Source organism: Alteromonas antoniana (assembly GCF_019249295.1).
GTDB lineage: Bacteria > Pseudomonadota > Gammaproteobacteria > Enterobacterales > Alteromonadaceae > Alteromonas > Alteromonas antoniana.
The window spans coordinates 18,561-33,062 of record NZ_JAESDH010000002.1 but is presented as its reverse complement, the minus strand read 5'-3'; the positions used below and the strand labels follow the sequence as shown (position 1 = coordinate 33,062).

Genomic DNA, 14,502 nt, shown 5'->3' with positions numbered 1-14,502 from the left:
TCTTTTTATTAGCCTTCTTGATTGTCGCTGCCAGTGCTAAGCGAGAGGTGCTCGGCCAGCCACTGTGTCAGCGCGGTATTATCTTCTGCTGCAGCCTTTCGCAGCGCTTTCGTTGGCGCGTGCATCAACGCATTCGTCAACTTATAAGCCAGCTCGTGAATAACCTCTTCTGCCGGTTTCCCTTCAGCAAGCTGGTTGCGCGCCTTTTCTGTCAGCTCATCGCGCTGAGTCATGCCGCGTTCACGGTATTGCTTCACTAAATCGATAGATTGCTGAGCCTGCTTCCAGTTTAGGAAGTCGACCATCTGCAGCGCAATTAGCTTTTCAGCTTCCTGTGCCGCCTGCTCGCGGCTGGCCATGTTCTGCTCAACAATATGTTGTAAATCATCTACGGTATAAAGGTAGGCGTCACCCAGCTCATTCACCTGCTCTTCAATATCACGGGGAACCGCCAGATCCACCAGGAACATGGGCGTGTTGCGGCGCTGTCTGAGGGCATCTTCCACCATACCCTTGCCTATTAAGGGTAGCTGACTGGCGGTAGAACTGATGACAATATCAAACTCTTTCAGGTGCGTCGGCAACTGCGATAGTGTTAACACATCCGCGCCAAGTTGCGAGGCCAGCGTTTCAGCGCGGGCCACGGTACGATTGGCCACCGCCAGTCGCTTTACGCCCTGCTCTTTTAAATGCTGCGCTACAAGTTCGATGGTCTCACCGGCACCCACCAGAAGTACCGAGCGTTTCGGAAGTTCGGCAAATATATGCTTGGCCAGTTGCACTGCAGCGTAGGCGACAGACACCGCATTGGCACCAATCTCAGTTTCGCTGCGCACACGCTTGGCAACAGAGAAGGTATGTTGGAATAATCGCTCGAACTCGGCACTTACCATGCCGGAATGCCGGGCATCGCCAAAAGCTTGTTTGATTTGCCCAAGAATTTGCGGCTCGCCCAGGATCAGCGAATCCAGGCCGCTGGCTACCCGCATTATATGCTTAACCGCTTCATCCTGCTCAAAGGTATAACTGTTGTTGGCAATTTCATCTTTCACCACATGGTGAAAATCGGCCAGCCAGGACAACAGACAAGGCGGGTTGTCTTTATCTACATTGACGTACAGCTCAGTGCGGTTGCAGGTAGATACAATCACCGACTCTTCAACGCCACTTAAAGATTTCAGCGACGACAACGCCGCGACCAGCGAATCGGGCGTAAAGGCCACTTTTTCGCGAAGTGCAACTGGTGCTGTTTTGTGGTTAATCCCGAGGGCGAGTAAGGTCATTAAGTTTTGTGCTGGCAACGTCGGAGCGGCATTGTACGAAAAACCCAAAATGATTGAAAGTGCTGGTGAATCTGTGTTCCTATAAAGGCCACCGCATTCTTGATATCAGACCCCAGCTGTTCATGCTCTTACGCTTTCTTTTTTTATTTATCATTTCCAGCCTGATGCTGGGCTGTGCCACCCGGCCTGAAGGTCCGAAAGGTAATGTGGATTTACCCGCGCAGGTAGAAAAACTTCGCAGTATCACGTCCTGGAATATCAAAGGTAAAATGGCTTTGAGAGAAAATGGCGAAGCCGTCAGTGCTACGCTGCGCTGGTCGGTAGATAACGATGCCCTGGCATTTCGTCTGACCAATTTTTTAGGTGTTACGCTGGTAGATATGCAATCCAATGGGTTGCAGGCCACCCTGGAGGCCGACGGTGAAACCTATACCGATACGGACCCCTCGCGACTGATTTACCGGGTCACCGGCTGGGATATCCCGCTGGATAAACTATTAAACTGGGTAAAAGGTGTGCCCGGCGAGAGAGACACCTATACCCTGACAGAGAACGGCCTGCTCGACACGTTAATGCCAAACTGCTTTCGTTGTCGCCAGTGGCAGGTACAGTACGGCGCATACCAGAATGTAGATGGCGTCTGGTTGCCCGGTGCGCTGACATTAAACCAGAAAGACACACAAAACTTTATAAAAATCCGAATTAACACATGGCAAACGCAGTAACCTCCCCCGATTGGTGGCCCAGCCCCGCCAAACTCAATCTGTTTTTACACATTCTTGGTAAGCAGGAAAATGGCTATCATTCTTTACAATCGCTGTTTCAGATGCTGGATCACGGTGACAAACTCGCTTTTAACGTCACAAATGATAACGCGGTAACCATGTATGAGCCGCTGCCCGGCGTCCCAGATAGTGAAAATTTAATCATTCGTGCAGCCAACTTATTGAAGCCACATGCAGAGCGTAAATCGGCCGGAGCCCTCATCACACTTGAAAAAGTGTTGCCCATGGGCGGCGGGATCGGCGGGGGCTCCTCCAACGCTGCCACGACACTGGTTGCCCTGAATCACTTATGGAATTGCGGCCTGAGTGACGGTGAACTGGCAGAACTTGGACTCAGCCTGGGTGCTGATGTGCCAATTTTTGTTTACGGTAAAACGGCTTTTGCGCAAGGTGTCGGTGAAGATATTACGCCCTGCGCGCAACCAGAATACTGGTATCTGGTTGTAAACCCGGGTATTCATATCAGTACTGCCGAGGTCTTCAGCGCGCCTGACCTGCCCCGCGACACCCCTGCTATGCTCTGGGATGATTATCACTATGAGCGAACCCGCAACGATTGTCAGGAAATTGTCTGTAATCGCTATCCTGAAGTTGCAAAATTATTACAGTGGTTGGTACACTACGCACCGTCGCGGATGACGGGCACAGGCGCATGTGTTTTCGCTACCTTTACCGACCAAAATTTAGCCAGACAGATACAGGCAATGCTACCCGCTCCATGGCAAAGTTTTGTGGCTAAAGGTGTGAATCAGTCGCCACTAAAACAAAAACTACAAGAAGTGAACGCCACATCGGACACGAAGTAAATTATTGGGGTATAGCCAAGTTGGTAAGGCAGCGGGTTTTGATCCCGCCATTCGTAGGTTCGAGTCCTGCTACCCCAGCCACCTCTTTTATCAACGCACTGAGGAAACACTTGTGCCAGATATGAAGCTCTTTGCAGGTAACGCCGTACCAGAACTTGCCCAGAAAGTCGCCGATCGCCTCTACACCAAACTTGGAAACGCCAGCGTCGGTCGCTTCAGTGACGGTGAAATCAGCGTCGAAATTCATGAAAACGTCCGTGGTTCGGACGTTTTTATTATCCAGTCCACATGCGCACCTACTAACGACAATCTGATGGAACTGATTGTGATGATCGACGCTCTGCGTCGTGCATCGGCAGGTCGAATTACCGCGGTAATTCCTTATTTTGGCTACGCTCGTCAGGACAGACGTGTACGCTCAGCGCGTGTTCCGATTACTGCGAAAGTCGTCGCCGACTTCTTGTCTAACGTCGGCGTTGACCGCGTACTAACCATCGATTTGCACGCCGAGCAGATTCAGGGCTTCTTTGATGTGCCGGTAGATAATGCCTTTGGTACGCCAATTTTGCTGGCAGACATGGTTCGCCGTGACTTTGCTGACCCGGTTGTGGTGTCGCCTGACATTGGCGGTGTTGTTCGCGCTCGTGCAACGGCAAAACTGCTAAACGATGCCGACCTTGCCATTATCGATAAACGTCGTCCGAAAGCGAACGTAGCACAGGTGATGAACATCATCGGTGACGTTAAAGATCGCGACTGTATTATCGTGGATGACATGATTGATACCGGCGGTACGCTGGCGAAAGCGGCTGAAGCCCTGAAAGCCCATGGCGCCCGTAATGTGTATGCCTACGCAACCCACGCTATTTTCTCAGGCAACGCGGTAAACAACTTAAAAGAGTCAATGATTGATGAAATCATCGTGACCGACTCGATTCCACTTAGCCCGGAAATGAAAGGCACCGGTAAAGTAAAACAGCTTACCCTGTCTGAAATGCTGGCAGAGACCATTCGTCGCATCAGCAACGAAGAGTCTATTTCGGCGATGTTCGAATACTAATCGGATACGAATTCGAGAGAAGGCAGCGTTATCGCTGCCTTTTTTGTATTCAGATTTCACGTTGTAGCGGTATCCTGCAATAGGAAAGCCAACAGGTTATCCGCCATTTTTGTTCACCGAACCGGTCTGAATTCGACGGTCAACCTTAAGACGATGGCACCCCAACAAACAACGATATTATGGCTTCGCTCATCAGCTAACGAAAAATCGTGGTCACACGCTTCACCCAATAATGTCACAGCTGAACGTTTCCCGCGCACCTGCGCTTCGTAAGACTTATCTAAATCACCTGCCGACAAAGTAATCGGGCTCTTCGCTCTGCTCATCAGTAACATTGCGTTCAGCCTGTTGAATAGAGTGCGTCACGTAAAATCGCATTAGGCCTCGCAGTAATACTTCCTTACATATCAATTTTGTTACGTCTTAACATTGTACTTGTTACCTCATACGAGCCTTGCTATAACCTAATACTATGTAATGCATAGTATTAGGTTATAGCAAGGTTGAGAGATGCCTGAGAATAAGAATGAGAGCGTAAAGTGGGATGCGCAATTAAGAAAAGGAACGCTTGAGCTGGCAGTGTTGGCGGCAATACACAAGCGCGCCATGTACGGCTTAGAGATGCTTAATTACTTTCACCTTTTTGACACCATGCAAATTACCGAAGGCACCCTATATCCTCTGTTAGACAGGTTAAAGCGAGAGCGATTACTAGCAGCCTCATGGCAACAGGAAGGTGAGCAACGCCCTCGAAAATATTACTCCCTTACCAAGGAAGGACACCAAAAGCTTAATGAGTTAAAAGCACGTTGGCTGCGTTCAGTCGAAGACTTACAGCAGCTTCTGAACTCACCGACAATTGAAGAAGGTCATCACTATGAGTGAAAGGAAACAAATCAGAAATTACCTCAATAATCTCAGCCGCTACCTGAGTCCGTTGCAAGACATTGAAGCACAGGAAGTGGTTAAAGAAATTGAGTCGCACATTTACGATGTCATTGATGACGTTGAAGTAAAAGGCGGTGTCGCCGACGTAGAAGCGATTTTAGACAGATTTGGCCCTCCCAGAGAACTTGCCCAACAGTATATCGGGCACATCCAGCAGGGCACTCCCCCTCCGGAGGGGTTTAAAGCCATCAGTATCGTAAAGAAAGGGTTATCACGAACGGTATATCTGGGGTTAATGTGCTTTGGTTATTTTATCGGGATAGCATGTATTGCACTGGGTTTCGCCAATTTATTATTGCCTGGAAGTATCGGCATATGGTCCGAAGCCAATGGCAACACCGTTGTAATTGGAATGCTGGATAACCCCGTCCTTGTGCAGGAAACCGTTGGCGTGGTTCAGGGACTATGGCTGTCTCCTGTTGCGCTTATTCTCGGTTACCTTATATTACTGATGACGCACAAAGTGCTGAAGTTCGTGCGTCAATTTTCGATCGGTCAGCATTATGTTTAAGTATCTGCTTCGTCCGTTGGGCTATTTTCTGATTGTGTCGTTAGTTCTACTCACTATTGCCGCAATTCTGGGCTTTTCGCAACACGCATCAATCAGTTTAGGCGACGCGCCACTGGCCTATAAAGTAGGCGACGACGGTCCGTATGCATTTTATGAAAACGGCGCGCTAAAGGTAAGTTATATAAGAGGTAGCAGAGACGAAGGTTTCCACGTTGAAACGCAAGAATATGCAGTAAATGACGCGGTCGCCGCTGAGGTCTACTTTCCGTTGGATGACAGCAGATTCAACATCAAGATTTCGCCTTTGAGTGACAACGAGAACGCGCTATATCAAACAAGCTCTCCCATCCTTGCCGTCAGTGATTTAGAAGGCAATTACAAGGCATTCAGAGATTTTCTTATTGCCAATAAAGTGATCAGCGCCGATCTTCAGTGGATTTACGGTGACAGCCATTTGGTCCTTGTTGGTGACATGGTAGACAGAGGCTTTTCTACCACACAGCTACTGTGGTTTATCTATAAGCTGGAACAGGAAGCACAGCAAGCTGGCGGAAAAGTACACTATATCGTGGGTAATCACGAAATAAAGAACATGCAGGGTAACGTCAGGTCCGCTGCCAACAAATATATCGCTATCGCAGGATTTTTAAGAAAATCGTCGTCCGACTTGCTGGGAAAAGATGCATTTCTGGGACAGTGGCTTGCGACCAAAAATACGATAGAGCGCATTAATGGATATTTGTTTGTTCACGGCGGTATTCACCCTGACATTGTCAAAAATGACATTTCTATTGCAGAAATAAATTCACTGAACAGAGAGTATTACAGGCATATGTATTACCCCGGCCTGGCGGATGAGAAAACCTCCCTTGTCATATCAACGCAGACAGGCCCTGCCTGGTACAGGGGCTATTTCAAAGAAGACAATACAGAAGAAACGTTGCGCAATACGCTGATGTTTTATCAAGCGAAATCGGTAATCGTTGGACATACAATCCAATTCAACGTGAATAGCCAATATAAAAACAAACTTTTTGCGATTGATGTAAAGCATCCAAATGATTACAGAACCAGCTTACCGTTTAAAAGTTCAGAAGGGTTACTCATCAACAATGATAAGTTTTATCGCGTATTGGATGATGGAGAAAAAATTGAGTTGTAAACGGGTTCACGTCGGGGGAGCGTGTCAGGCAACGTGATAAGTGTAGGTCACGTTCACCTGAAGAATGACCGCCTAAAGTAGCAAGGGTCATTCAACCGTTTTGCCAACTGCGTTAATTACCTCTAATGATATTTAATGACGTCACATCGTCTTAAGCGGCGTCATAAACAATTCATGTTGCGTTCAGTGGAAATGCGCAAACTTATATGTACGTGATAACGTAGTGTCGTAAATTGGTATTACCCACTTAATGTAATGTATGCTCAACAGGCGATTACGTCAGGGTAAGCATAAGTAAAGGAATCACTATGAAGTACAACGTTTTAACAATCATACTGGCTACATTCGTACTGAGTGCGTGTGACGAAGATGACAAAGCCGACTCAGCCCCAACTGCTCTGCAGACAGAGTCAGGTGCCGTTGAAACCACCGAAATAAAGGAGGAAGAGGCCATGGAGAAAAGTCAGACAATTACCGGCAGTATTGTTTATAAAGATATGGAGGGTGGTTTTTACGCACTGGTCAGTGACAATGGTGAGCACTACACCCTTCAGGGCCTGGACAAAAAATATCACCAGAATGGTCTGGTTGTGAAAGTTACCGGCCAACCTATGCCTGACGTCATGACCATCACGATGTTTGGTACCGTGTTCAAAGTCGCTGACGTTGAGATTATCAGCGATGCGATGGTAAAACCGATCAATCCGACGCACTAACGTTTTCGTCTGCCCGCGGAGAGCGGTAAGCATCGCCCTCCGCACTTTTTCAGGAAGCCTGTTATCATGTCGTTTTTGTCACTTCGCCCGGCGGCTCTTTATCTGGCAGTGTTTTTCATTGTGTCCGGATGTAGCTCGGTTCCGGAGCGCTCGCGGCCTCAGGATGTTGGTTTTACTGAAGTCGGTGAAGCCTCTTTCTACGCAATGACCTACCAGTTCAGTACCACTGCCAGTGGTGAGCGATATAATCACTTGACCAATACCGCCGCGCACCGCACGCTGCCTTTCGGGACGCGGGTTGAAGTGGTGAACCTCGCGAATAATGAACGTACAATAGTTAAAATTAATGACCGCGGCCCTTTCGTGCAGGGGCGTATCATTGATTTATCGCGGTCTGCTTTCAGCGACATTGCCGATACGGATGATGGGATAATAAAAGTGCGGATCACTGTGCTGCCATAGCCTCTGTCGCCGCATGGTGAAAGTTACCTGATATAATTCAATTAGTTCAACGCTGGATACTGATGCATATCAGTTGCACGAAAGTGCGTTAAAAGATGTCAACATAGCACTATGCGTTTTGCCCGTTATCGTCCATTAGCGGGTAAAGTGGATGCGCTTTTCAACAACGGTAAAAAAAGCCCCCAACAATCGGCTATTCAACTATTGGGGGCCACGTCATTACAGTGCCTTTCAGAGAAGTTTACGTTTAACCAAATTGCTCTTTTAATATCGCGCAGTCTGCTTTGAGACTGTCGTATTTTTCACATTTCTCAAGGCTGTCTAAGGCTTCATCCTGTTTCCCCTGGTTAGCCAGGGCAATGGATTTTTGGATCAAAAACATACTCTCGCTACCAAATACTTCTTCTGCACTTTCAATAGTAGTTAGCGCACCATCAAAGTCTTTGGTATCAAAAAGCTGCTGAATACGCACTTCATACAGCGAAGGAGAAGCATCCTGCCAACGTTCAATTAATGCCAGATTCTTATTCGCACGCACGTAATCGCCCTGTGCTTTTCTGACGTTATACATCACCTCTCGAAGATAAGGGTGATTTTTAACTCTGGGGGTAAGAGACTGCATCGCCAGACGCTCGGCATTCTGAGTATCGTTTGATGCCAGCGCATTGGCGGCTTCAAATGCGCGGCGATAGCTTGTCAGCACCTCCGTTACTTCAGCGGACGACTTCACCTCCTGCCAGGATGCTACGTTCACGCGACGGCGAATTTCCGGACGGTAGTTCTTCAGGGTATATTCTTTCAGGTTGCCCTGACGTTCCTCCGGCGAAATATGCGTCTGCTGGAAAAACTCGGTTACAGCACCTAACCCCGCCGACAACCCCTGAGCAAGAAAGGTATCAACTTCTGTCGACAATGCGCCAAAATCACCGCCCTGCAGGGCTGCTGTCATTGCTGTTTTTTTCTGGTCCCAGAATTTAGATAGCATTCCCTGCTGCTTGCCCTGAAAGTCTTTCAGGCGTTCCAGTACATGATCGTTTGCGCGAGGCGAGTAGCCGGCGCGGACAGCAAGATCAAACCCCAGTAAATCCGCTTCATCCTCCTGCTTACGCTTCCAGGCCGTATTCCAGACACTGTCTGACACGGTCTGAATTACCGCGTTGTAAATCATGGCCTGAGAGATATTCTCGCTACTTTGCTCAGACGGGGTGTACTGCAGCGAGCGACGCCCGCCGGCTTTCACAACGTCGTAGTCGCGCACGACATTTGCCATCACTACGGCCTTGGCAACATAGTCGACATTTTTCTTATTTTCCTGCACCACGGCATCACGTTCATGGTGACGCATCAGAATGTGGCTGACTTCATGGGAGATCAGCAACGCCAGTTCGTCTTCGCTTTCAATATTCGCAAGTGCCCCCATCGGGATACTTACCATACCAAAGGCGTCTGCATATGGGGCAAAGTTCTGCGAGTGTACAACCTGTACCTGCACATTAACCGGAGTTCCGTCCCATTGCGCAAGAATGTTATCGAGGATGGTATTCAAATAGGCGTTTAGTTCTGGAGCATGCACGACATGCGAGGTGCGCACTTGCTCGGCGGGAATGTCCATGCCGGAGTAACTGATAACCCGCCCTTCGCCGGACAGCTTATCTTCCCGGTTTTTATATTCAGCAACGGTTGGCTGATCGATAAAGGTGCCGTCAAAACTGGAGTGCGTATCGTTTCCCGCTAAATTGCTCACCGCATCCACGGCACCATCCAGGGTGCTCTTACAGCCTGATATTGACAGTAATGCTGCCAGCAGGCAGAAATAAGTGACTTTCATATCAGCTCTCCTTTTCACAACGACCACCAAACCCCATAGTACCGGTTTCATGGCGATCTACCTCACCCGTCTCAGCCAGTTTATGGCATGGCAAATCAACTACTTTGCCCTGGTTAAGCTTTAAGAAGTAAACGTCCAGCCACACAGGCTCGCCAGCCTTGTTGTTAATTTTTACCAGATCCAGCGTTTTATTGTGCTCCAGCACCACGATTTCTGGCTTAGGCAAAGCTGCAACGGGCACTTCTGAAATGACCTTACCGTTACTGTCCAGCGTTTCTATGTTCTCCGTATTAAAACCCAGTATCTTTAGTTCTTCAGACTGTGCGGTACCTGCCATAACTGCTAACAGAACCGCGAGAACCCACGTTGATGTCTTCATGGTTGTTTTTCCTTGTTATAAAGCGTCTTAAAATGGTTGGTTAGTTTTTTTACCGGCTCGAAGAGCCTTATTTGTACTGCGAAAATAGTGAGGATCAGTATCAGTTGCGCCACCCAGTTGATGGGCTGATAGTTCAGCACGAAAGAAAACACGATAACGGTTATTAGTAATGCCGCCATGATGAGTAATGCCGAACGCACAATGGCCTGTAACTGCTGTCGGTGAACAGGCTGCCCGCTTTCTGTGTATTGTTTTACCCGCTCACGCCAGAAGAAAACCAGAATAAAAAAGAGACAATCTGCGATATCCGCGATATCGACATTGCCTATGATTTCCGGCGACGGTCTGTAATACCGATGCTGATAGGTTTGCAAATTGTCTAACGCCATTGCATGCAGATACACCCCAGCAATAAGGCCGTGGACGGGAGAATACACTTCATCCCTGGCGCCCTGAATCAGCGCACCAACCATTACGGTTTTGCCGGTTATTGCTTCGCGTAGTACCGCGATATCCTCTGGATCGCTGGCTTCAAGATGCGACGCAGGTATTGTTGTAGTGTAAGGACAATTCTGACGCCACGACGGCACCAGTTTCCAGAAGATTTCTGACAGGGTGACTTTAAAAGCGGTTACCGGAAAGCTTTCAACGTCAGTACAGTGACTGTTATCGGTAAGCTTTGACTGTAATTCAGACAGCGCTGCGCCCCACTGCACGTAAACCGGTGGCGGCGTGTCCTGCTGCGCCAGACAGCGTTCTTTGGATGACTGACAATACAACTGATGAATTGCAAATGCAGGCGTTGGCAAGTTGCCTACCGACGGCGGATAGTAGTGCTCTTGTCCGTCCCACTGCACCTTAACCGGTTTTACATGTTGAAATAGCGTTGCATTGTCAAACTCAGTTTCGTTCGCCAGCGGCACATAAATCGGCGTGCGTTCATGATAGCGTTCAAAGACATTTAACAGTGGCGCTACGTCATCGTTGCTATCGGAGCGGTCATGGGTATACAGCAAATCGATAAACAACGCTTTGGGTTCGTATCGTAATATTTGTCTGAAAATGCGCGATTGCTCGGCGTAGGAAAGTGGCCAGTGCAAACCTTTGGCATTTAAAAAACTGTCATCAATGAAAACCACTGCAACATCTTGTTGTCCGGTATCCGGATAACTCACGGCATGTAAGCGGTTTAAAATGTCTGATGACGCTTTGTCTGTGGCGGTGGTAATGTGGAATGGATCCAGCACCAGTATAAATATCAGCAGCGCCGCCCTCAGGACGACACCAATGCGCCCCCAAAATCGGCTCTCAGCAACACTGATACATAGCAGGAATAGCGGTTTGATGATCACAATCCTTTGTTTTGAGCACCAGAGTAATCCATCACTAGCACTTTTTTATTATGTCTCTATTTTTAGACACCCCTGTTTACTTTGTCAACAACTACAGATCTCCTATCCGGGTATTTAACGACGTGAACACAAGGATATGCCGGTATCATCTGCACCAGCATATCCCTGCAAGTGATTACATGCGCATAGTTTCAGGTAAGGCCGATTCAACCACGTTACCGCCCTGCTTATAAACAGTGCCGCCTTTCATCACGAAATCGACATCCTGTAACAGGTTGATGTAACGCAGCACATCGCCATGTACACCGATAATATCGGCGGTTTTGCCTTTGCTCACGGTACCGAATTTATCCTGTACGCCCATCATCACTGCCGGCCAGTAAGTGGCCGCGCGAATCGTATCCATCGGTGTCATGCCCATTTCTTCTACCCACACAGCAAGCTCGTTCCAGGTACTCTGGCAGTGAAACTTCATGGGTATACCACTGTCTGTGCCTACCAGAAGCACGACGCCAGCTTCTTTAAGCTGCTGGAATTTTCTTTTCAGGGTTGGCTTGCGAAGCGGTGTCAGCTGAGTGTACTCCAGCTGGCCCGGGGCCTGAATAGAACCTTTGATATCTGCAATCGTGTCGTCTTTGAGGCCACGGTGCCAGCAGGTGGCATCCAGTTTCTCCGGATTCGCAACCGTTTTGTCAAAATTCCACAATCCTTCAATGGTCGGCGTCCAGTAAAGCGGACCACCCGCTACCCGCCCCGTTGCAGTGCGCTCTTTGAGCTTTTCCATCACGTCGGCGGGATATTCCGGCGCGGTCGTTAACCCGGTATGCTCGAAATTGTCTATGCCAATTTCCAGCCCCACTCTGATTTCATCAGGCCGGTGAGAGTGCCCTACTACGATTAGGTCTCGTTTATGCGCCTGCTCGACAATTTTCTTCGCCACATTCAGCGGCATCTTGTCATGGTCGATGAGCTTAATAATATCCACACCGGCATCGGCCAGCTTATTCACTTTGGCAACCGCTTCTCGCTCGGTCTTGACGCCCCAGCGAAAGTTTTCGGTGCCAGGGTACGCTTCAGCCTGAAGAAACGGACCGGAGATATAGACGTTAGGGCCCGGCAGACTGCCCTCTTCAATAGCCTGCTTTAATTCCACTGACTCTTTCAGTGGCGCGCCTAAATCACGGGTACTGGTAATACCGGCCAGCAATAGCTGTACAGCACTGGAAGGCATAATTTCGTCACCCAGCCTGTCTACATATGCCACGTCCCAGTGTTTGTAATCCGCGTGACCGTTTAACATCAGGTGCGCGTGGTTCTCCCAGAGACCGGGCATCAAATCCATGCCTTCTGTACTGACCACGGTGTAGTCGTCAGGCACGGTTAATGCGCTTTGTGTACCGACTTCCTGGATTACTCCATCCTCAATCAGAATAACGCTGTCGGCGATAGGTTGATGGCCGAAGCCGTCTATTAGTCGTCCACCAACCAGTGCGGTTTTCTCAGCGCTGGCAGACGTCGACAAAACCAGCAGGCTCATCGACAAAAACGTACGTAATTTCATGTTCACTCCCTGGGGCACTAATCGCGTAAACAAGGGTATTGTTTACGCAGACGTAAGCCTGTCATTATTGTTATCATTAAAGCGATATGCTCTACCGCTGATTCACTATACTGTGCGGTGACAATTTATACAGGAGACGTCCGACAGAAAACGGGGTTCCTCCGACAAATGACATTCCTTACCGGCTTTATGCATTCCCCGCAATTCGCGTTTGTATCTTGCGTATGGTGGTGGTAGAATTCGCCGCCCTTGAAATTCGGGGTCTCTGTAATTGCCGATTGCATTACAGTGTAGTAGTGAGTTTTTGGTCGCGAAAATTCACAGTGTTTAACTTATATAACTTTTTGGAGACAGCAATGGCTGGATCAATTTATCTTTTGGATGCCTCTGTCCGCACTGACATGGGGAAAGGTGCGAGCCGCCGCCTGCGTCGTGAAGACAAAGTACCTGGTATCCTGTACGGTGGCGACGAAGCGCCAGTAGCACTGACATTTGATCACAACAAGATCAACAACTCTGCAGATTACGAAGCATTCTACTCACACGTTCTTACTCTGAACATCGAAGGTAAGAAAGTAGAAGCGCTGGTTAAAGACATGCAGCGTCACCCGTACAAGCCGAAAATCACTCACATCGATTTTCAGCGCGTAATCGCGGGCGAAGAGCTACACACTAACGTACCTCTGCACTTCATCAACGAAGACCAGTGTGAAGCCGTTAAGAACGACGGTGGTATCGCTGAGCACCACGTGAACGAAATCGAAATCACGTGTCTGCCTAAAGATCTTCCTGAGTACATCGAAGTAGACATGGCTGGCGTTGAAATGGGTCAAACCGTTCACCTGTCAGACATCACTCTGCCTAAAGGTATCAGTTCAGTTGAACTGGCGAAAGACGACGAAACTCACGACCTGGCGGTTGTGACTGTTAAGCCTGCGCCTAAGACACCTGTAATCGATGCAGAAGAAGCAGAAGCAGCGGCAGCGAAAGCTGAGAAAGAAGCTGAAGAAGCAGATAAAGAAGAAGGCGACAAGGAATAATCAGCTTGGCTGATATCCGCCTTATCGTGGGCCTGGGTAATCCGGGCCCCGAATATGACCCCACCCGACACAATGCCGGCGAATGGTATCTCAACCAACTTGCCGACACTTATAACACCCCGTTAAAACCTGAAAGCAAATTCTTTGGCAAAACTGCACGTATTACGATAGCAGGCCAGGATGTACGCTTGCTGTATCCAACTACCTTTATGAATAAAAGCGGTCAGGCCGTGGCTGCCATGGCTAACTTTTATCGCATTGAACCAGAGCAAATTCTGGTTGCATTCGATGAGTTGGATTTACCGCCGGGTGTTGCCAAATTTAAACTGGGCGGAAGCTCCAGTCAGAATGGCGTAAGGGACATTGTGTCGAAGCTGGGTAACAACAAAGATTTTCTGCGCTTGCGCATTGGTATCGGTCATCCGGGCCATAAGAGCAAAGTGACGGGACATGTTTTAGGCAAGCCCTCCCCGTCAGAAAAACAGGCAATGGAAGACGCGATCGACGAAGCCGTCAGATGCACTGACATCCTGTTTAAAAACGATCTTAAGCAAGCACAAAACCGGCTGCACGCTTTTAAAGCCGAGGCCTGATTAAACCAAATAGCGT

At 48.7% G+C, this 14,502-nt stretch carries 15 protein-coding genes and 1 tRNA gene; 11 read left to right on the top strand and 5 right to left on the bottom strand.

Going from position 1 to position 14,502, the window contains the following annotated elements:
• Positions 1 to 8: 8 nt before the first annotated feature.
• The gene (gene hemA, locus JKP77_RS01425; protein ID WP_218309430.1) at positions 9 to 1,283 is read right to left on the bottom strand and encodes a glutamyl-tRNA reductase; all 1,275 of its coding nucleotides are present in this window, start codon (positions 1,281 to 1,283) and stop codon (positions 9 to 11) included.
• A 59-nt stretch (positions 1,284 to 1,342) separates the two neighbouring features.
• Here hemA and lolB point away from each other — a divergent pair, with 59 nt between their 5' ends.
• The 9 genes from lolB to JKP77_RS01380 all read left to right on the top strand — a co-directional run bounded on the left by lolB (position 1,343) and on the right by JKP77_RS01380 (position 7,733).
• The gene (lolB, locus tag JKP77_RS01420; protein ID WP_218309429.1) at positions 1,343 to 2,008 is read left to right on the top strand and encodes a lipoprotein insertase outer membrane protein LolB; all 666 of its coding nucleotides are present in this window, start codon (positions 1,343 to 1,345) and stop codon (positions 2,006 to 2,008) included.
• The gene (ispE, locus tag JKP77_RS01415) at positions 1,993 to 2,874 is read left to right on the top strand and encodes a 4-(cytidine 5'-diphospho)-2-C-methyl-D-erythritol kinase (protein ID WP_218309428.1); all 882 of its coding nucleotides are present in this window, start codon (positions 1,993 to 1,995) and stop codon (positions 2,872 to 2,874) included. The genes lolB and ispE overlap by 16 nt, the downstream gene beginning before the upstream one ends.
• Positions 2,875 to 2,879: 5 nt before the next feature.
• Positions 2,880 to 2,955 (top strand) — tRNA-Gln (locus JKP77_RS01410).
• 40 nt (positions 2,956 to 2,995) lie between these two features.
• Positions 2,996 to 3,934, top strand: coding sequence for a ribose-phosphate pyrophosphokinase (locus tag JKP77_RS01405; protein ID WP_246601042.1), 939 nt, complete (start codon positions 2,996 to 2,998; stop codon positions 3,932 to 3,934).
• A gap of 510 nt (positions 3,935 to 4,444) precedes the next feature.
• Entirely contained in the window at positions 4,445 to 4,819 is a 375-nt protein-coding gene (locus JKP77_RS01400) for a PadR family transcriptional regulator (RefSeq protein ID WP_218309426.1), read from the top strand.
• Positions 4,812 to 5,393, top strand: coding sequence for an HAAS signaling domain-containing protein (locus tag JKP77_RS01395; RefSeq protein ID WP_218309425.1), 582 nt, complete (start codon positions 4,812 to 4,814; stop codon positions 5,391 to 5,393). Before JKP77_RS01400 ends, JKP77_RS01395 begins: the two co-directional genes overlap by 8 nt.
• Positions 5,386 to 6,555, top strand: a complete 1,170-nt coding sequence (locus JKP77_RS01390; RefSeq protein ID WP_218309424.1) for a metallophosphoesterase — start codon at positions 5,386 to 5,388, stop codon at positions 6,553 to 6,555. Before JKP77_RS01395 ends, JKP77_RS01390 begins: the two co-directional genes overlap by 8 nt.
• A gap of 308 nt (positions 6,556 to 6,863) precedes the next feature.
• The gene (locus JKP77_RS01385) at positions 6,864 to 7,271 is read left to right on the top strand and encodes a ribose-phosphate pyrophosphokinase (protein WP_218309423.1); all 408 of its coding nucleotides are present in this window, start codon (positions 6,864 to 6,866) and stop codon (positions 7,269 to 7,271) included.
• Positions 7,272 to 7,337: 66 nt separating this feature from the next.
• Positions 7,338 to 7,733, top strand: a complete 396-nt coding sequence (locus JKP77_RS01380) for a septal ring lytic transglycosylase RlpA family protein (RefSeq protein ID WP_218309422.1) — start codon at positions 7,338 to 7,340, stop codon at positions 7,731 to 7,733.
• A 247-nt stretch (positions 7,734 to 7,980) separates the two neighbouring features.
• Here the strand turns inward: JKP77_RS01380 and JKP77_RS01375 are convergent, their stop codons facing one another.
• The 4 genes from JKP77_RS01375 to JKP77_RS01360 all read right to left on the bottom strand — a co-directional run bounded on the left by JKP77_RS01375 (position 7,981) and on the right by JKP77_RS01360 (position 12,853).
• The gene (locus JKP77_RS01375) at positions 7,981 to 9,561 is read right to left on the bottom strand and encodes a M48 family metalloprotease (protein ID WP_218309421.1); all 1,581 of its coding nucleotides are present in this window, start codon (positions 9,559 to 9,561) and stop codon (positions 7,981 to 7,983) included.
• A gap of 1 nt (position 9,562) precedes the next feature.
• Positions 9,563 to 9,940 (bottom strand): hypothetical protein, encoded by a 378-nt coding sequence (locus JKP77_RS01370; RefSeq protein ID WP_218309420.1) that lies wholly within the window; start codon positions 9,938 to 9,940, stop codon positions 9,563 to 9,565.
• Complete coding sequence (locus JKP77_RS01365) at positions 9,937 to 11,292, bottom strand: CHASE2 domain-containing protein (RefSeq protein ID WP_218309419.1); 1,356 nt, start codon at positions 11,290 to 11,292, stop codon at positions 9,937 to 9,939. The genes JKP77_RS01370 and JKP77_RS01365 overlap by 4 nt, the downstream gene beginning before the upstream one ends.
• A gap of 175 nt (positions 11,293 to 11,467) precedes the next feature.
• A complete protein-coding gene (locus tag JKP77_RS01360; protein ID WP_218309418.1) occupies positions 11,468 to 12,853 on the bottom strand; it encodes an amidohydrolase family protein in 1,386 nt (461 codons plus the stop codon).
• 356 nt (positions 12,854 to 13,209) lie between these two features.
• On the opposite strand from JKP77_RS01360, the gene JKP77_RS01355 reads away from it, so the two are divergent.
• Together JKP77_RS01355 and pth are read left to right on the top strand one after the other, a co-directional pair.
• Positions 13,210 to 13,893, top strand: a complete 684-nt coding sequence (locus JKP77_RS01355; RefSeq protein WP_218309417.1) for a 50S ribosomal protein L25/general stress protein Ctc — start codon at positions 13,210 to 13,212, stop codon at positions 13,891 to 13,893.
• 5 nt (positions 13,894 to 13,898) lie between these two features.
• Entirely contained in the window at positions 13,899 to 14,486 is a 588-nt protein-coding gene (gene pth, locus JKP77_RS01350) for an aminoacyl-tRNA hydrolase (RefSeq protein WP_218309416.1), read from the top strand.
• The last annotated feature ends 16 nt before the right edge of the window (positions 14,487 to 14,502 follow it).